At 74.1% G+C, this 17,986-nt stretch carries 13 protein-coding genes and 1 pseudogene; 5 read left to right on the plus strand and 9 right to left on the minus strand.

Features of this window, described 5'->3' with window-relative positions:
• Positions 1 to 372 precede the first annotated feature (372 nt).
• Entirely contained in the window at positions 373 to 585 is a 213-nt protein-coding gene (locus ACFY07_RS19725; RefSeq protein ID WP_390870127.1) for a hypothetical protein, read from the plus strand.
• A gap of 415 nt (positions 586 to 1,000) precedes the next feature.
• Here the strand turns inward: ACFY07_RS19725 and ACFY07_RS19730 are convergent, their stop codons facing one another.
• From ACFY07_RS19730 to nthB, 3 genes are read right to left on the minus strand one after another with little or no spacing between them, the layout of a single operon-like run.
• Positions 1,001 to 1,363: a nitrile hydratase accessory protein gene (locus ACFY07_RS19730; protein WP_390870128.1), complete on the minus strand. Its 363-nt coding sequence runs from the start codon at positions 1,361 to 1,363 to the stop codon at positions 1,001 to 1,003.
• Complete coding sequence (gene nthA, locus ACFY07_RS19735) at positions 1,360 to 1,959, minus strand: nitrile hydratase subunit alpha (RefSeq protein WP_390870130.1); 600 nt, start codon at positions 1,957 to 1,959, stop codon at positions 1,360 to 1,362. The genes ACFY07_RS19730 and nthA overlap by 4 nt, the downstream gene beginning before the upstream one ends.
• The gene (gene nthB, locus ACFY07_RS19740) at positions 1,956 to 2,648 is read right to left on the minus strand and encodes a nitrile hydratase subunit beta (protein ID WP_390870132.1); all 693 of its coding nucleotides are present in this window, start codon (positions 2,646 to 2,648) and stop codon (positions 1,956 to 1,958) included. The genes nthA and nthB overlap by 4 nt, the downstream gene beginning before the upstream one ends.
• 359 nt (positions 2,649 to 3,007) lie before the next feature.
• Here nthB and ACFY07_RS19745 point away from each other — a divergent pair, with 359 nt between their 5' ends.
• Positions 3,008 to 3,514, plus strand: coding sequence for a VOC family protein (locus ACFY07_RS19745; protein ID WP_390870135.1), 507 nt, complete (start codon positions 3,008 to 3,010; stop codon positions 3,512 to 3,514).
• Positions 3,515 to 3,599: 85 nt separating this feature from the next.
• On the opposite strand, the gene ACFY07_RS19750 is transcribed toward ACFY07_RS19745, so the two are convergent.
• Positions 3,600 to 5,906 carry an FUSC family protein gene (locus ACFY07_RS19750; protein WP_390870137.1) on the minus strand — a complete coding sequence of 769 codons (2,307 nt, stop codon included), beginning with the start codon at positions 5,904 to 5,906 and terminating at the stop codon, positions 3,600 to 3,602.
• Positions 5,907 to 6,810: 904 nt separating this feature from the next.
• On the opposite strand from ACFY07_RS19750, the gene ACFY07_RS19755 reads away from it, so the two are divergent.
• Positions 6,811 to 7,641 carry an alpha/beta fold hydrolase gene (locus ACFY07_RS19755; RefSeq protein WP_390870139.1) on the plus strand — a complete coding sequence of 277 codons (831 nt, stop codon included), beginning with the start codon at positions 6,811 to 6,813 and terminating at the stop codon, positions 7,639 to 7,641.
• A gap of 738 nt (positions 7,642 to 8,379) precedes the next feature.
• On the opposite strand, the gene ACFY07_RS19760 is transcribed toward ACFY07_RS19755, so the two are convergent.
• From ACFY07_RS19760 to ACFY07_RS19775, 4 genes are all read right to left on the minus strand, one after another.
• On the minus strand, positions 8,380 to 9,798 hold the full coding sequence (locus tag ACFY07_RS19760) for a GH1 family beta-glucosidase (protein WP_390870140.1): 1,419 nt from the start codon (positions 9,796 to 9,798) through the stop codon (positions 8,380 to 8,382).
• A 62-nt stretch (positions 9,799 to 9,860) separates the two neighbouring features.
• A complete protein-coding gene (locus tag ACFY07_RS19765) occupies positions 9,861 to 10,721 on the minus strand; it encodes a carbohydrate ABC transporter permease (RefSeq protein ID WP_390870142.1) in 861 nt (286 codons plus the stop codon).
• Positions 10,714 to 11,736, minus strand: a complete 1,023-nt coding sequence (locus tag ACFY07_RS19770; RefSeq protein ID WP_390870144.1) for a carbohydrate ABC transporter permease — start codon at positions 11,734 to 11,736, stop codon at positions 10,714 to 10,716. The genes ACFY07_RS19765 and ACFY07_RS19770 overlap by 8 nt, the downstream gene beginning before the upstream one ends.
• A gap of 14 nt (positions 11,737 to 11,750) precedes the next feature.
• On the minus strand, positions 11,751 to 13,067 hold the full coding sequence (locus ACFY07_RS19775) for an ABC transporter substrate-binding protein (RefSeq protein WP_390870146.1): 1,317 nt from the start codon (positions 13,065 to 13,067) through the stop codon (positions 11,751 to 11,753).
• Positions 13,068 to 13,201: 134 nt separating this feature from the next.
• Here ACFY07_RS19775 and ACFY07_RS19780 point away from each other — a divergent pair, with 134 nt between their 5' ends.
• Positions 13,202 to 14,440, plus strand: a complete 1,239-nt coding sequence (locus tag ACFY07_RS19780; RefSeq protein WP_390870147.1) for an ROK family protein — start codon at positions 13,202 to 13,204, stop codon at positions 14,438 to 14,440.
• A 199-nt stretch (positions 14,441 to 14,639) separates the two neighbouring features.
• On the opposite strand, the gene ACFY07_RS19785 is transcribed toward ACFY07_RS19780, so the two are convergent.
• Positions 14,640 to 16,886, minus strand: a complete 2,247-nt coding sequence (locus tag ACFY07_RS19785; protein ID WP_390870149.1) for an RICIN domain-containing protein — start codon at positions 16,884 to 16,886, stop codon at positions 14,640 to 14,642.
• Positions 16,887 to 17,552: 666 nt separating this feature from the next.
• Between ACFY07_RS19785 and ACFY07_RS19790 the strand changes: the two are divergent.
• Positions 17,553 to 17,738 (plus strand): annotated as a pseudogene (locus ACFY07_RS19790) (LLM class flavin-dependent oxidoreductase); the annotation flags it as partial.
• Positions 17,739 to 17,986: the final 248 nt, after the last annotated feature.

Raw genomic sequence — 17,986 nt, forward strand, 5'->3', positions numbered from 1 at the left:
CGAGGAGAGCTTCGGCACCCAGGAGGCCGCCCGGCTGCGCGCCTCCCTCGAAGCCGTCCTCCGCACCGGCTTCGACCCCTGGGCCGAGTAGCGGCCCACCCGGCCCGGCGATGCGGGCGGGCGGGCGGGGCGCGCTTCCGCCGGGGCAGCGCCAGGGGTGGATCCGCACCCCGGGCGCCCGTGCATGCCGGACGGGCACAGCGAGAGGGACGCCGGGCTCCTCGGGCCGGTTCAGCGCTCAGCCGTCCCGGTGCGCCTCGAGCAGCCGCAGCCACACCTCACTGATCGTCGGGAAGGCCGGCACGGCGTGCCCCAGCCGCTCCACGGGCACTTCACCGTGTCGAGATGTCGCTCAGCGGTACGACCCGTGTCGTGACCCGGCTGCAGGAGCAGGGCTTCGTCCGGCGCGTCCAGTGCGAGAAGGACGCCCGAGGCTGGAACGCGGTCCTCACCGACACCGGCCTCGCCCGCCTGGAGGAGGCCTGGCCGAGCAACCTGGCCGCCGTGGGCAGGCACTTCCTCGACCACCTGGAGGGCCTGGACCTGAAGAAGCTCGCAGCCGCCCTGCAGAACGTGGCCACCTGACCGGCCTCGCACCGCAGGCGGCCGCCGGTCGGGCCGGGGCGGCCGGATGCGACCAGGACGACACGTCGCCGCTCACCCGAAGGCGGCCGCGGGACGGGGGGACACGGACGCGCTCCTCGACCGGCACCCGGCGTCGGCGCCCCGCTCACCGGGCCCGGCCGGAACGCGGGGCGCCCGGCTCGGCGATCGGGCACCTGCGGGACAGGTGACCCGCCACCCGTGTACGGCCGCCGCCGTCCTGCCGGCCTGCGCACGGGCCGACCGCCCTGCGGGCCCGCCGGCGGACGGACCGCACGCCGACACCGCCGCCCGCGCCTTCCGGGCCTCCGCAGCGGACGGGGCGCCCGCCTCCGCCGATCGTGCGGGACGGGGCCGGCCGGCGTCGTGCGGAGGACGGACGGGCGTGCGGATCGGTTCAGTGCGCGTGCCCGGGGCCGGGGCGGTCGGGGTGGTCGTGGCCCGGACGCCGTCGGGCGAGGGCGCCGGCGCGCTCGGCGACCTCGCCGGCAGACACCGCAGACCGCTCCACGAGCACGTCCTCCAGGGCGGCGAGCCAGAGCTGGTAGTAGTCGTAGGGCTCGTCCGGGGCCGCCGCGGCCTCCCAGGCCGCGATCCGGGCGATCAGCGCGGCCTGGAACCGGGTCCACGTGAAGGCGCCGGCCTCGCACAGGCCGACGGCCATGCCGAAGGCGCGGCTCTGCCACGGCTCGGCGAACACCAGCTCGCCGTTGGACCGGGGGGGTGCGGCAGGGCCGTCGACGTCCAGCTGCGCGCTCACGGCGCTTCCGCCTTCGCCACGCCGACCATCGAGTCGCGGGTCACCAGGGGCACGAGCTCCTCCTCGGAGAGGTGCTCGGTTCCGGGCGGACGTTCCGGCAGCACCAGCCAGCGCACCTCGCTGGTGGAGTCGTGGACGGTGATCTGCACGTCGTCGTCGAGCTCCAGGCCCATCTCGGACAGGACCGCCCGGGGTTCCCTGACGACGCGCGAGCGGTAGGCGGGGTCCTTGTACCAGCTCGGCGGAAGGCCGAGCACCGGCCAGGGGTAGCAGGAGCACAGCGTGCACACCACCACGTGGTGGGTGGTCGCCGTGTTCTCCACGACGACGATGTGCTCCCCCTGCGGTCCCGAGAAGCCGAGCTCCTTGATGGCGGCGGTGCCGTCCTCGAGCAGGCGCCGCCGGTACTCCGGGTCGGTCCAGGCCTTGGCGACGACCTTCGCGCCGTTGAGCGGGCCGACGTTCGTCTCGTACTCGGTGATGATGCCGTCCAGTGCGGCGGGGTCGATCAGACCCCGTTCGGTGAGCAGCTGTTCGAGCGCCTCGGTGCGCAGGGCGGCGGGAGGCCGCCCTGCCGTGTCGCCGGCGGTGGTCACGGAGCGGCCTCCAGGTAGCTCTCGTACAGCTCTGCGGTGATGACGAAGGGGTCGGCGGCGGAGCCCCACAGCTCGCGCGAGTCGAAGCGGACCGAGTAGACGTGCTGGGGGTGCTCGCCCAGGAAGTGGGCGTTGGTGTCCGGGAGCACGGAGGCGGGCTGGACGGCGTCGACGACTCCGAGGCGCCCCCGCACGTAGTTCGGCAGCCGGGTGTGCCGGGGCGGCGAGATGTTCCTGGCCCGCACGCGCTCACCGACGGCGAAGGCCGGCTCGGCGTCGACGGTGCGCAGCGAACCGGGGGCGGGCGTGTAGTCGGGTCGGGACCGCCTCGGGGCGGGCGGCTCCTCGACGTGCTCCCCGCGCAGGTTGCGGCTGCGGGCCTCGATCGCGCCCGGCGCGAGGACGGTGCTCTCGGTCAGCATCAGCTCCGCCCCGTTGAGCCAGCGGCCGAAGTAGCCCTCGCCGATGTAGGCCGCCCGGTCCAGGCGCTCCAGCGCATGTCGGAAGGCGTCGATGTTCGAACCTCCGCACGCGAGGCGGCTGGAGAGGAGCGCCAGCGCGAACGCCCGGCCTTGCCACCGCTCCGGGAACACCGGTTCGTCGCCCCTCACGGGACGGGCGGAGGCCCATTCCGCGGATCCCCCCATGTCAGCGATCCCGTACATGGTGCCGTTCCTCACGAACTTCACAAAAGGGATGTAACGCTAAGAACCCTAGCCTACAGGCCGCCTGCCGTCAGACCGGGGCTGCGGCGGGTCTCCCCCCTCCGCGGGCGGTCCGGTGCTCGGGCGGAGGGCCGCCCGGCCGCGCAGCGGGACGCTGAGGTGGCCGGACCGGGCGGGCTGTGCTTGCATCGGCAGCGACGGTCCCGTTGCTGTCCGCCGCCGACCGGCCGGACACCCTCCGAGAGGCGCCGCGGGGAGCCCGGACCCGTGGCTGGCGACGCACGGGCGGTCCGGCCCGGAACGGGCGTCCGGGCGCACAGCACCCGTCCGGGCCGGACCGGTCGGGAGGGGCCCTCCGTGATCCACGACCAGAGGAAGCCTCGATGGGTACTCCGCAGCGCGCCGAGGGCTCGGCGCAGCACGACACCACGGCCGTTCCGTTCCGCCTCGAGGTGGTCGTCGTCCCGGTGGCCGACCACGACCGGGCGAGGGACTTCTACACCGGCCTCGGCTGGAGGGTCGACGCCGACGTCAGCACGGACGACGGCTACAGGCTGATGCAGGTCACGCCGCCGGGCTCGCCCGCCTCGGTCATCTTCGGCACGCAGGTCACCGCCGCGCCGCCCGGGTCGGCCGACGGCCTGATCCTCGTCGTGGACGACATCGACACGGCCCGGGATGCGCTCACCGCGCGGGGCGTCGAGGTCGGCGAGCCCTTCCACGACGAGGGCGGCGGCCTCGCCGGCGGCTTCCGCATCGGTGACGAGGGGCGTGCTCCCGGCCACGACCCGGAGCGCCGGTCCTACGCCACGTACGCCTCGTTCCACGACAGCGAGGGCAACCGCTGGATCCTGCAGGAGATCACCGAGCGGCTTCCGGGCCGGGTCTGACCCTGTCGGCCGGCGCGGCCGGACCGGCCCGTCCCGCCCGCTCCCCCGTGCACCGCAGCGCGGCGGTCCCGGCACTGCCGCCCCTTCATGGGCCGGTGCCGCCGCGCCGCGCGAGGTGCCGCCCCGCCGCGGCGGCCAGGACGGGCTGCAGCCGGCGGACCGCGTTCAGGTGGTCGGCGGTCCAGATGACGCGGACCGCGGTGTCGGTGGCCCGGCCGTGCGGGTCGCGCAGGTCGCACCGGACGGCCCCGACGATGGCCGCTTCGGCCGCGGGGTTGTGCGGCATCGGGTGCGGGGCCGGTCCCGGCTCCCGCAGGTGCGACGACAGTCCCGCGTACCAGCCGGCGACCCTGCCGGAGGTGCCGAGGAGGACGTGGCAGGCGTCGGCCCCGGTGCTGCCGTCCGATGGCGGCCCGGCGCGCTGCCACAGCTCGAGGACGGCATCCCCGGCGAGACGCAGCCCGACGACCCCGGTGACGAGGGTGGTGATGTCCGCCAGGGAGGTCGGCTTCGGCCCCCGTTCCGCCAGATAGCTGCGGAAGGCGTCATCCAGCCGTCGGGCGGCGGCGGCCGCCTGGCGGCCCATCCGGACAGGGGTCCCCGACGTCGCGGAACCGGCGCCGCACCGGCCGACGGCGTACTCCACGGCAGCGGCGAGGTAGCGGGCGCTGTCCGCGTAGGCGACGGCAAGGGCGCGGTCGACGGCGGCAGCGGCGCCACGGGGCCAGAAGACGATGCCCACCAGCACGCTGACCGCGCAGCCGAGGGCGATGTTCTCCGCACGCACCAGCGCAATGTGCCAGTCGGAGGGCCTGCCGATGCTGAACAGGACGACGAGGGTGACGGTGAAGGCCGCCTGTCCGGCCGCGAACGAGATGACGGTGGGGGCTGTCCCCGCGACCAGGACGGCGAGGGGCAGCAGGAGCCACAGCAAGATGCCGTGCGGGCCCACGAGGACAAGCAGCCCGGCGCCGATCAGGGAGCCTGCGAGTGTGCCGGCCAGGGCGCGCGCCGCGCTCTGGCCGGTGCTGAGGGCGTTCGAGCGCAGGACGGACAGGGTGCCGAGCAGCACCCAGAACGAGTGCTGGAGGCCCGTGAGGTTCGCCACGACCACCGCGATGCCCAGGCCGAACGCTCCCCGCAGACTGTTGTGCAGCCAGACGGAGTGCGGCCGGAGGTGGGCGACGGCCCGTTCACGGGCGACGGACAGGGGGGCGCCGGGACTCCCGGGGTCGCGCCCCGCCAGACGTTCGCGCCCGCTCCGCTGCTCGGCCCGCGCAGCCAGGTGCACGTTGTCCGCGACCTGGAGTGCCGCGAAGCCCATCTCCTGCGTGCGGAAGGACACGTCCAGGGCCTCGAGGAAGGAGTGGACCTCTGGGTCGCTCCCGGGGCGGCGGTGTACGGGGATCCGTGAGGCCGCGCCGCGTTCCAGGGCGTCCAGTGCCCTCCGGAGGCCCGTCGAGGCGGTCCTGAGCGCGGCCGGGCCGGACCGGAGGTTCTCGAGCAGGCCGGCAGCCAGGTCGAGGACGGATGCCGTGCGTTCCAGCGCCACGTGGGCGACCGGGTCGCAGGCGGGGGCGTCACGGAACACGCGTCCGCTCCTGGTGGCGATGGCGCTGATCCACGTGAGTTCGTCCACCAGGCGCACGATCGCGCGGGAGCCGGTGGAGAGTCCGGCGGGCCGGTAGGGAGTGGCGTCGAACGCGGCCCGCAGGTCCGTCCACGCGGCCAGGGCCTCCGCGGTCATGGCGTCCCACGCGTGGGCCGTGGGGGCGTCTCCGTCGCCTCCCACGCGGGAGGCGTCGGCACGCAGCAGCGCCGCCACGGTCCGGCAGGTGCGGGCGGCGGGCGTGCTGAGCGGCTCGGTGGCACGCCGGGGCCACAGGAACCAGACCGCGGGCAGGGCGGCGGACAGCGCGAGGCCGACGCCGGCGAGGCGCCCCGGCAGGTCCGCCGGAGGCGCGGGCGAGGTGACCGGGAGGACGAAGCCCAGGAGGAGCGCGTTCGTCGCACCCGCCAGTACGGAACTGACGACTCCGGAGAACAGGACGAGGAAGCCGACCGCCGCCGTGGCCCCCACCGCGAGCCAGGTCGGCCGGGCGGTCAGCGTGCCGAGGCAGATCAGCACCGCCCACGCCGCCGCGAACCCGGAGTAGGCCCGGAGCTGCTGCATCCGGGAACCGGGGAAGTCGACCAGGAGGAGCATGGAGAACGATCCGAACGAGGCGAACGTCGCCACCGCCGGGGAGCGGACCACCACCTGGCACAGGACGAGGAGGACGGGCATCACGATGGCGGTGCGCGCGGCGCGCCGGGTGGCCGCCAGGTCGGGATCACGCGCCCGCAGCCAGCGGGCGGGCGTCGTGGACAGGGCGCTTCTCAACGGGTCCATCAATGTGTGCGCCTCCTCTGCCGGACGGGCCGGTCGCACCCTGCCCCGCCCCGGGTCGCGCGCAGGCATCCGGGGTGCCGTACGGCGTCCTGCGTGCCGAGGCCGGCGATCGCCGGGGGTGCGGCAGGGCGCCGTCGTGCGGTCGGGGGGCGCGAACCGGTGGAGCGGGGCGGCCCCCCGGCACCGGGGGCGTCGGCGGTGGTCCCGGCGTGTTCCACGGTTCGGGTCCCTCGTGGCGTACGCGGTCCTCGGCGGGGAGGCCGTCGTTGCAGTGACGATCTCGGCGGGCTCGGGCGCGGGCCCCTCCGGGACCCGGCCTCCACCCCGGAGGGGACGGACCACGGGCCCGTTCACGCCCGGCGCCCGGCCGGGTCGGCGGTCCGGCGGCCGGGCAGTGCGGCAGCACGCAGCATCGGACAGCCGCCCTTGCGGGTCGCCCGTCCATCGTGCCTCGCGTGCAACCGGGGCGCGACCGGTCGGTCGACCTACCGGGCCGGAACACCGGACCCGGTCGGACCGGGGCATGCACGGCAGCCGCCGCAGGGCCCCGCCGCGGGGCTGTCGGGGGGTCCCCGGGCGCGGACGGCCGGGGACGGCGTGGGAGCGGTCCGGGCAGATGAGGTTTGCCGGGGATGGAGGGCGAACATACGGTCTTCGAGTGCCGGGAACGACCGGCACGGGTTCAGGCGGCATCGCTGCCCTGATCGCCGACCCGGCTCCGTACGGCTCAGCGGTGGCGCCGCTGCCCCGCGATCCGTCCTTCCGGTGGACGGCCCTGCCCTCCCCCGCGGGACGGTCCCGGTCGAGGGCGGACGGACGCCCGGCCCCTCTCCTGCACCCTGCGCATCGAGGCGACCGGCAGACGCGGGTGTGCAGGAGCCGGAACACGAGGAGTGGCTGCACCATGGACGTCGGAATCGAACCGCGCTTCCGCGACATCGACGGGCTGCGCATCCGGTACGCGACGAGCAGGCCGGTCGGCGGTGGCGACCAGGCCCTGCTGCTGAGCCCGTGGCCGGAAAGCCTCTACGCCTTCGCGCCGGCCTGGAGCAGGCTGGCCGAGGACGTTCAGCTGGTGGCCGTCGACCTGCCGGGCTTCGGGCACTCGGAAGGCCGGGGCGACCTGATGTCGCCGTCGGCGATGAGCGGTTTCATCCTGCGGATCGCCGACGCCTTCGACCTGCCGCATCCCCACGCGGTCGGTCCGGACATCGCCACCTCGGCGCTCCTCTTCGCCGCAGCGGCGGCGCCCGACCGGTTCAGGTCCCTGGCCGTCGGCAACGGCGGCGTCGCCTACCCGCTGCAGCTGAGCGGCAGGCTCAAGGACTTCGTCGAGGCGCCCGGCCTGGACGCGCTCCGCCGGATCACCGGCCGGGACCTGGTGCTCGGCGTCCTGGAGAAGATGGAGCGCCAGGGCTACGCGGCGCCCGACGTGGTGAGGGAAGACTACCTGGCGGCGTACGACGGCGACCGGTTCATCGAGTCGGCCCGCTACGTGCGCTCCTTCCCCACCGACCTCCGCACCCTCGCCGGACAGCTGCCCGGGATCACTGCCCCGGTCCTCAACGTCGTCGGAGCCCACGACGACATCCTGCTCCCCGCCAACGGCGAGTACCTCACCAGCAGGCTCTCCCGGGTCAAGAGCATCGTCCTCGACACCGGGCACTTCCTCCACGAGACGGCGGCCGACGCGTACGCACGGCTCCTCGCCGAATCGTGGACGAGCGGCCCGTGAAGGGTCCGCGCTGGTTGAGGTGGGCGGCGTGCCGGAGCATGCCCTTCTTCTGCTGGGAGGGGCGCTGCTGTTCGCCGTGGAGGGCGTTGAGGACCACGATGCCGGCGGTGAGCAGCGGTACGGTCCACTGGACCGGGGCCGGCTGGTGCTCGGCCTGGTCCGGCTTGACCGGGTGCTCGGCTGCCCTGTCCCGGTGCTCGGGGCCGGTGGAGGTGGCCAGTTCGGCCTTCTTGCCGAGGACCCGGGCCCAGGCGGTGGCGGCCAGGGCCGCACCGGTGAGCACGCCCTCGGCGAGCGCGGAGGCCGCAGCGCTCTGCTGATGCCGGATCCGCCGGGCCGGCCGCCGGAACCGGCCCGGGTCGATCCTCCGGTCCGGGGTCAGGCGGCTGCCGTCGGCGCGTGCCTGACCCAGCGGGTCTCCGCGATGCCGCAGGTGTACGCGACCGACGCGGCGGCATGCAGGCGCCGGTCCCGACGCCGTATCCGCCCTTCCGCGCGGCGGCCTTCCGTTCGGGACGCGCGGGATCACCCGTGCGTGGAGGGTGCGCGCCGACCCGGCGGGGCGCCTGCGGCGGCCGTGGGGCGGCTGGGCCTCGCCGAGCGCGGGCGAGGGCGCTGCCGCAACCTGCGCAGGGGAGCGGCGGGCCGGAGCCCCACCGGTGCATGAGCCGGGCGGCCCCGGGGACGCCGGAGAGGGCGTGGGACTTCCGGCCGACCGGCGCGGACGGCCGACCGGCCTCACGGATGCACGTTCAGGGTCACCGGCGGAGTGCGACCCGGGGCGCCCGGCCGGCCCGGCGCGGCCCCGCCGGCGCGGCGCCGCCGGTGGGCACCGATGATGTCGGCGTAACGGCGCCCGCTGTCCTTCACGGTCCGGCGTTGTGTCGGGTAGTCGACGTGGACGAGGCCGAAGCGCTTGCGGTAGCCGTAGGCCCATTCGAAGTTGTCCAGCAGCGACCAGGCGAAGTAGCCGGCCAGCGGGGCCCCGCCGCGCACCGCGCGGGCGCAGGCGGCGAGGTGCTCCTCCAGGTAGGCGGTGCGCTCGGGGTCGTGCACCTGTCCGTCGGGCCCGGGGCGGTCCTCGTACGCCGAACCGTTCTCGGTGACGTAGATGCTGCGGGCGCCGTACTCCTCGGTCAGGCGCAGCAGCAGCTGTTCCAGGCCGTCGGCGTGCACCTCCCAGTCCATCGCGGTGCGCCGGACGCCGGGCAGGCGCACGGGACGTGCACGGGGCAGCGGTCCCGAGGGGTCGTCGGCGACGACCTCGCGGAAGTAGTAGTTCAGGCCCAGCCAGTCCAGCGGGGCGGCGATGGCCGCCATGTCGCCCGGGCGCTCCGGCAGCTGCACGCCGTACAGCTCCACCATGTCCTGGGGGTAGCCGCGGCCGTGGACGGGGTCCAGCCACCAGCGGTTGGTGTGGCCGTCGGCGCGCCGCGCGGCGGCGACGTCCTCCGGCCGGTCCGAGGCGGGTGTGCAGGGGCTGAGGTTGTTGACGATGCCGATCCTGGCCTGCGGGACGGCGGCGCGCAGCGCCTGGACGGCGAGGCCGTGGCCCAGGTGCAGGTGGTAGGAGGCGCGGACGGCGGCGGTGATGTCGGTGAGGCCGGGGGCCATGAGCCCCTGCAGGTGGCCGATCCAGGAGGAGCACAGCGGTTCGTTGAGCGTCGCCCAGTGGGTGACCCGGTCCCCCAGCCGTTCGGCGACCACCGAGGCGTACTCGGCGAAGCGCAGTGCGGTCTCCCGCTGCGGCCAGCCGCCGCGGTCCTGCTGGGCCTGCGGGAGGTCCCAGTGGTAGAGGGTGGGGAAGGGGGTGATGCCGGCCTCCAGCAGTGCGTCGACCAGGCGGTCGTAGAAGGCCAGGCCCGCGGGGTTGACCGGTCCTCCGCCCTGGGGCACCACGCGCGGCCACGCGATGGAGAAGCGGTAGGCGTCCAGGCCGAGGCCGCGCATCAGGGCGATGTCCTGCGGCCACCGGTGGTAGTGGTCGCAGGCGGTGTCGCCGGTGTCGCCGTCGGCGACCTTGCCCGGTGTGCGGGAGAAGGTGTCCCAGATGGAGGGGGCGCGGCCGTCCTCGGCCGCTGCCCCCTCGATCTGGTAGGCGGCCGTCGCGGCGCCCCAGACGAAGGTGTCGGGGAGGTCGCTGAGGTCGGGGGACACGGGCTGCCTTTCGTTCGCCGGGTGGTCAGGGGCGGGTTGCGCGGGGCCGGCCGCCGGGGGCCTCATTTGACCGCGCCGGCGGTCAGTCCGGCGACGAGGTAGCGCTGAAGGAGCAGGAACCCGGCCACCACCGGCACGCTGACCACGAGCGAGGCGGCCATGACCTGGTTCCAGTAGACGTCGCTCTGCGTGGCGTAGCCCTGCAGGCCGACGGCGAGGGTACGGGTGGCGGTGGTGGTCATGACGGAGGCGAACAGCACCTCGCCCCAGGCCGCCATGAAGGCGTACACGCACACGGCGACGATGCCGGGTACGGCGGCGGGGACGACCACGCGCAGCAGGGCGCCGAGCGGGCCGCAGCCGTCGACGAGGGCTGCCTCGTCCAGGTCCCGGGGGATCGAGTCGAAGTAGCCGACGAGCATCCAGACGGAGAAGGGGAGCGAGAAGGTCAGGTAGGTCAGGATCAGGCCGCCCCGGCTGCCGTACAGCGCGATGCCGGTGGCGTTGCCGAGGTTGACGAGGATCAGGAAGAGCGGCAGCAGGAAGAGGATGCCGGGGAACATCTGGGTGGACAGGATGGTCAGCGAGAACAGACGGCGCCCGCGGAACCGGTGGCGGCTGACCGCGTAGGCGGCGAGGACGGCCACGGTGACCGAGCAGGCCGTCGCGCCGGCCGCCACGATCAGCGAGTTGAGGAAGTAGTGGGCCAGCGGGACGGTGTGCCAGATGTCGCGGTAGGGGCGCAGGGTCAGGTGGCTGGGGAGCCAGTGGAAGGGTCCCTGCACGTCCTGGAGCGGTTTCAGCGACGAGACGGCCATGACGAACACCGGTGCGAGCGCGAAGGCGGTGAGCGCGCCCAGGACGACGCGCCGGGTCCACACCAACGAGCGCGGCGGGGCCATGGGGCTGCGGGCGTCAGGCATCCTTCCTCCTCGAGGAGGTCACGGCCAGGTACAGCACCGTCACGACGAGCAGGAACAGCAGCAGGAGCACGGACATCGCCGAGCCGGAGCCGAAGTTCCAGGTCACGAAGGACGACTGGTAGATGTGGACGGACACCAGGTCCGCCGCGTCGGGTGCGGCGCGTCCGAACAGCACGTAGGGCGTGTTGAAGTCGTTGAACGTCCACAGGAACAGCACCAGCACCAGCACCTGGTTGACCGGGCGCAGCGACGGCAGGGTGATGGACCGGATCTGCCGCAGGACGCCCGCCCCGTCCATCGCGGCCGCCTCGTACAGTTCGCGGGGGATGTTCTGCAGTCCGGCGGTCAGGCACAGGAAGGCGAAGGGCCACTGGCGCCAGACCGAGACGGTCACCAGTGCGGCGAAGCTGTTGTCGCCGATGAGCCAGAAGGGGCGCTCCCCGGTGAGGTGCAGCTGGTCGTGCAGGAGGTGGTTGACCATGCCGGTGTCCCGCTGGAACATGAACGCCCAGGTGATGACGGCCGCGTACACCGGGAGCGCGTAGGGCACCAGGAAGACGGTGCGCAGCAGGCCGCGGCCCCGGAAGGCGTCCTGCATCAGGAGCGCGGCGCCCGTGCCGAGCAGCCAGGACAGGCCGACGGACAGCAGGGTGAACCGGCAGGTGACGGCGAAGGACGCGAGCAGGTCCGCGCCGACCGGCGCGTCGACGTCCACCACGACGCGGTAGTTGCCCAGCCCCGCCCAGGGGGCCGCGGACCAGTTGCCGATGAAGAACTGGGTCAGCTGCCTGAAGCTCATGGCGATGCCGACGAGCATCGGCACCAGGTGGACGAGCAGTTCCAGGGCGAGGGCCGGCAGGAGCAGCGCGTACGGCAGCCAGGCGCGCCGCAGCCGGGCCGGCGGGAGCAGCCGGGCCAGCGGGGACCGGCCCGGGGCCCTCTCCTGCGGCGGCCGGGGGGTGCCGGGGGAGGGGGCGGTGGGGCCGTGCTGTGCGGGCAGGGCGGGGCGGGCCACGGGTCTGCGCGTCCTCACGAGGCCGGCATCTGCTGCTGGGCCTTCTGGAGGGCGGTCCTGACGCTGTCGGTGGTGACCGGGCGGCCGGCGGCGGCGTCGGCGAAGAGGTCCTTCACGGCCGTGCCGACGGCGGTCTCGAACTGGCTCTCGTCGGCGACCTGCGGGAGCGGTGCGGCGCTGCGGGCGAGCGCGTCGGCGAGCACCTTCAGGTCGGGGGTGGCGAAGGCCGGGTCGGACTGGGCCGCCTTGACCGGCGGGAGCGATCCGTAGGCGGCGTTGAGGATCCGCTGCTCGTCGTCGCCGGTCATGAACTTGACGAACTTCAGCGCGCCGTCGGCGTTGGCCGTCTTGTTGAAGACGGCGAGGTTGATGCCGGCGACCATCGAGTTGACCGCGGTGGGGCCGGTGGCGTCCTTGGTCCGCATGGGCACCGGGGCGACGCCGTAGTCGCCGGGCTTCATGCCGTGGGACTTCAGCGAGGAGCCGGCGGCCTGCCACAGCAGCATGGCCGCCTTGCCGGTGGCGAAGTCGGTCACCGCCTGGTTGGCCGCGTACTCGGCGCTGCCCGGGGCGACGATCCTGTCGGCGGCCATGAAGTCGACGTACTGCTTGACGGCGGCCACGGCCCCGGGGGCGGTGAAGTCCGGCTTGCCGGCGGCGTCGAAGAAGTCGGCGCCGTGCTGCTTGCCGAGGACGAAGGCGTGGTGGACGTTCTCGGACGGGTTGCCGCCCTCGACCGCGAGGCCGTACGTGCCGTCCTTGGTGAGCCTCTTGCCGTCGGCGACCAGCTCGTCCCAGGTGGCGGGCGGCTCGGCTATGCCGGCGTCGGCGAACATCTTCTTGTTGTAGTACAGGCCGTAGGCGAGGGAGTACAGCGGCACCGCGGCCGGGTCCTTGCCCTGGGCGCCCGTCGCGCCGATCGCGGAGGCGACGAAGCGGTCCTTGCCCCCGATGGCCTCGAAGGCCTTCGCGTCGAAGGGGCGCAGGGCGCCGGTCGCCTGCAGGGAGGAGGACCAGGTGTTGCCGATGTTGAGGACGTCGGGGCCCTGGCCGGAGGCGGCGGCCGCGAGGATGCGGTTGAGCAGGTCGCTCCACGGGACGACCTCGAGCTTGACCTTGATGCCGGTCTGCTGCTGGAACTTCTTGAGTTCGGGTGTGAGGACCTGCTTGTCGGCCTCGAGGCTCGAGCCCTGGTTGCTGGCCCAGTAGGTGAGCTCCTCGGGACCGCCCTGGGCGCTGCCGCCGGTCGGTGAGCCTCCGCCGCAGGCGGTGGTGCAGGCGAGGAGTACGGCCGCGAGTGCCGCGGGAGCCGTGATACGAGTGGTGCGCATGACCGGGATCGCCTCCGGGGTGAACCGTGGAAGTGAGGTGCGTCACGTCTTAATTCAAGGCGTGATTTAACATGGGGGAAAACCCGGCGTCAAGGTCCGGAACAGCACCGGACCGCCAGGGGGAAAGGGCCGACATGGCAGAGCGGGACAGTCGGACAGTGCGCGACCTGCGGCGCGGCAACCGATCGGCGCTTCTGCGCCACCTGTACTTCGAAGGCCCCCTCAGCCGGCAGGAGTTGGCGAGGGACACCGGGCTGAGCACGGGATCCATCAGCAACGTCGTCTCCGAGCTCCTCGCCGACGGCGTCGTCGAGGAGGCCGGCTCGGTCGGCTCCGACGGCGGCCGCCCCCGCATCATGCTCAAGGTCGCCCCCCGGCACGGCCTCCTCGTCGGCGTGGACGTCGGCGAGACCCGCGTCCGGGTCGCCCTGTTCGACCTCGCCCTCACCGAGCTGTCCTCCGCCGACCGGCCGTTGGCCGACAGCGGCCACGAGGTCGCCACGGTGGTCCGGCTCGTCCTCGACGGCCTGTCCGCCGTGCTGCGGGACGCCCGCGTCGACCCCGCCCTGGTGCTCGGTGTCGGCATCGGCGTCCCCGGCATCGTCGAGCAGGGCACGGACGGCTCCGGGGCGGTCGTGCACGGACAGACCATCGGCTGGAACGCCGTGCCCCTGGGCGCGCTGCTCGCCGAGGGCACCCGGCTGCCGCTCCACATCGACAACGGCGCCATCACTCTCGGCCAGGCCGAGATGTGGTTCGGCGCGGGCCGCGGCGCCCGCAACGCCGTCATCGCCCTGCTGGGGTCCGGCGTCGGCGCCTGCGTGGTCACCGACGGCAAGCCGTACCGCGGGACCGGCACCAGCGCCGGGGAGTGGGGGCACACCACCCTGCAGGTCGGCGGGCGCCGCTGCCGCTGCGGGGCCCGCGGCTGCCTGGAGGCGTACGTGGGCGCCGAGGCGCTGGCCGAGCGCTGGGGCGTGCACACCGGCGCCGGCGAGGAGGCGGCCGTCGGTGCGCTGCTCGAGGCCGCCGGAAGCGGCGACCCGGCCGCCGTCACCCTGCTGGACGAGACCGCCGAGTACCTGGGCGCCGGCATCGCCGACCTGGTCAACCTCTTCGCCCCCGAACGCATCGTGCTCTGCGGCTGGGCCGGGCTGATGATCGGGCCCCGGCTGCTCGACGCCGTCCGCACGGCCGCGGCCGCCTATGCGCTGCACCGCCCCTTCGCCCGGACCTCTGTCGAACTCGGCCTGCTGGGCGCCGACGCCGTCACCGTCGGCGCCGCCACCCTGCCGCTCGCCCGCTTCCTCGACGCGGGCGGCCATCCGCTCGTCGGGAGCGCAGCGGACAGCGCCCCGTCCAGGCAGCGGTGACGGCCTACCGCCACCTCGCACCGGTCCGCGCGACGCCGCCGGGGCGGACGGTGGGCGGGCGGGTGGTGCCGGGACCTGGGACTGCGGTGGGAGGGAGGGGCGGGGGCGGGGCCGAGGAGCGCGGTGAAAGGGGAGGAAGGAACGGGGGGCGGGGCCGCCGTGCGGACGGCGGCCCCGCCGGGTGCCCGGCCGGGCGGGATCAGGGACCGGAGACCAGGTCGGTCACGTTGTTCGCGGCGTTGGAGGTGCCGCCGGTGTTGTTGATGACGCGGTTGATGGTGCCGGTGCCGCCGAGCGAGACGGTCACCATGTCGTGGAAGCGGACCCCGGGGACGGCGGGGGCCTCGAAGGCCCGGTCGGCGACGACGGACGGGTTGACGTTGAAGTAGCAGTAGCTGCCCAGGCCCCAGGCCTCGTGCGTGGTCACCGACGGGCCGACCAGGTAGGCGTCGTAGCCGCGCGTGGCGCCGTTCATCCAGGCGGCCTGGTCGGGCGGGTCGTAGGGCATCTCGTTCTGGAAGAAGTACGTGCGCCCGCCGTTGCCGTTCCAGACCACCTGGTGCTGCTGGTAGTGCTCGACGAACAGCCCGTACATCGTCACGTCGGCCCCGTTGACGATCAGGCCGTTGGCGGCGGTGTTGGTGTTCCAGCCGACGCCGCTGCCGTGGTCGGCGCGCCAGAGCCACATGTGGTCGCCGATGACGTCCGAGCTGTTGACCACCAGGCTCCGGGCGGCCCTGCCGACGCCCGCGCCGCCGATGCGGAAGAAGACGTCGTGCAGCGAGGTCGGGTTCGCGGTGTGCCGGGCGGAGGAGCCGGCCGGGCCGATCTGCATCAGCGTCTGCGAACCGGTGGTGCCGGCGTCGACGAGCAGTCCGGCGATCCTCACGCCGTCGACGTCGGCCACGGTCACCGCGGTGACGCCGTTGTCGGGGACGAGGGTGGCCAGGCCCAGGCCCAGGACCACGGTGTCGGGGCGGTCGATCTGCAGGGTGCGGTCGAGGTGGTAGACGCCCGGGGTGAACAGCAGGTTCCTGCCCTGGGCGAGTGCGGCGTTGATGTCGCCCGCGGTGGCGCCGGGCTTGACGATGAAGAACTGGTCGATCGGCAGCGAGGTGCCCGCCTGGTTGCCGCCCGCCCACGTCGTGCCCTGGGTGCCGGTGCGCAGCGCGGGGACGAAGACCTTGTAGGCGCCGGCCTGGTCGACGTACAGGAAGGGCTTCTCACGGGTCACGGGCGACTGCGCGACCGTGGTGTAGGGCGGGTTGGGGAAGGTGCCGGCGGGCGCGTTGACGTCGCCGACGAAGACCATGTTCCAGTTGGAGCCGCTCCAGCTGCCCCACTGGCTGTTGCGCGACAGCCACTGCTGCTGCGAGCCGGAGCGCACCTGCCCGTCGATCAGGGAGTCGGCCATGAAGCCGCCGCTGGACCAGCCGCCGTCGTCCAGTTGCAGGTTGCCGCGCACGTGCATCCGGCGGTACGGGGCGGCCTGCGAGACCGCCCAGCGGTCGGTGCCCCCGGCCGGGTTGACGGAGAGGTTCTCCGCGGAGCGCCAGAAGTTCTGGGTGGCGTTGCCCTGGAACCAGTCGGCCTCGGCGTGCACCGCGCCGTTGACGGTCACGTCGTCCGGCGACAGGCCCAGGCCGGCGACCTGGGTGTAGAAGCCGACGTCGGCGTCGACGTTGTAGCTGCCCGGCTTGAAGAGCAGGGCGTAGCGCTGCGGGCCGAACTGGTTCGACTCCTGCTGGGCGAAGACCTGGTCGAGCCGGGCCTGGATGGACGCCGAGGACATCGACGGGTCGAAGACCGAGACGTTGGGGCCGAGGTCGGGGGTGCCCGGCGGGTTCTGCGGGAGGTCGGCGGAGCGGAGGGTGAAGGACTGCGCCGCGGTGCCGTTGCAGGTGTACTGCTGGAGGCGCGCGCTGTCGGCGGTGGAGGCACCGGGCACGTCGAGGCACTTGCCGCTGTTGCGGCTGACGAAGTGGTACGTCCCGCCGGCCTCCTCGACCGGCAGCCACTGCTGGTTGGCGCCGCCCGAGTAGGACCAGAGCTGGATCGGGGCGCCGTCGGCCGTGGAGACGTCGGTGACGTCCCAGGCCTTCGCGGCGTCGTTCCGGGTGTCGACCTGGACGTATCCGTCGCTGGTCGGCTGGAGGCGCCACTGCTGGGCGGCGGTCCCGTTGCAGGTGTACTGCTGGACGGCGGTGCCGTTGGCGGTCCCGGCGGCCGCGGCGTCGACGCACTTGCCGCTGTTCCCGGCGGTGACGGTCACCCACCCGGTGGGGAGCGGGGCGGCCTGGGCCTGCGGTGCGCCCAGGAGGACGGTGGACAGGCCCGAGGCGAGCAGGCCCGAGGCGAGCAGCGCGCCCAGGGCGGCCGGGGCGGCGCGGCGCCGGGTGCGGCCGGTGCCCGGGGCACCGGCCGCCGGTGTGGCGGAGGTTGTCATGGCTGGCTCCTGTGCTGGGTGGCGATGCGCCAGGGTGGTGGCGTTCGGGCGGGGGCCGGGAACGAGAGCGCCAGCAGGGTGGGACGAGGCCGGGGCGCGGGCGGGCCGAAAGCGCGGGGGCAGCGCCCCGAAGGGCCGCAGCACCCTTTTCACACAGCGTGAAATTAGGTTCTTAGAGGGAACACGTCAAGAGGTTGCGCCATGATCTCCGCCCTCCCGCGGCACCGCCCCAGCGTGCAGCCGACTTCTCTCTGCAGGTCAGGGTCTGACGGTCCACCAGCTCCGGAGCCGGTCCGCACCGGGACCTCGACCGCGGCCCGGGTCGGCCCCTTCCCTCACGCATGGACGGAAGTGGCGGTGCCCGCGCCTCGCACCGTCGGCGCCCGGATCGGCGCCCGGATCGGCGCCCGGGGGAACCAGCACACCGGCACCCGCACCGGCCACCGCAACGGGTACCGCAGCAAAGCGTTGACCCCGCAGGCAGGCCACCTGGACCTGGCCACCCCCGGATCCGCACGGGCAGCCCGCTCCCCCGCCGGCCCGAGCGCCGGCGCCGCATCGGCCAGGCCCTGCACGCGGTGATCATGGGGGCCTGCGCCCCCGGCGTGTCCACCCGCCCGGTCGACGACCTGGTCCGCACCCTCCGCGCGGACACCGGGATCCCCAGGAGCGGGCTCCCCGGTCGCCGTCCTGGCAGCGGCCTCCCGGCGGACCAGCCGGATCGAGCTCGGCACCGCGGTCATCCCGGTCGGCTGGGAGAACCCGCTGCGGCTGGCGGAGGATCTGGCGACCGTCGACCTGCTGTCCGGCGGCCGGCTCAACCCGGGCGTCAGCATCGGCCCTCGGCTCCACGCCCACGCCGCGTTCCAGGAGGTCGACGAGGTCGCCTTCGCGCTCCCCTCACCTTCGCCCATGAGGACTACGTCCAGATCCTCACGGACATCGCCCAGGGACTCGGCCCCGCGCTGGGCTGGCGCCCGGCCGGATGAACGCGGCGGCCCGGCAGCGTCCAGGGGCACGGACCCGGGGCACCACGTGAGACGTCCTCCACGACTCAGCCCTGGGGGGCGAGGTCCTCGGGAATCATGCCGGGCGGCCCC

Source organism: Streptomyces sp. NPDC001380 (assembly GCF_042895785.1).
GTDB lineage: Bacteria > Actinomycetota > Actinomycetes > Streptomycetales > Streptomycetaceae > Peterkaempfera.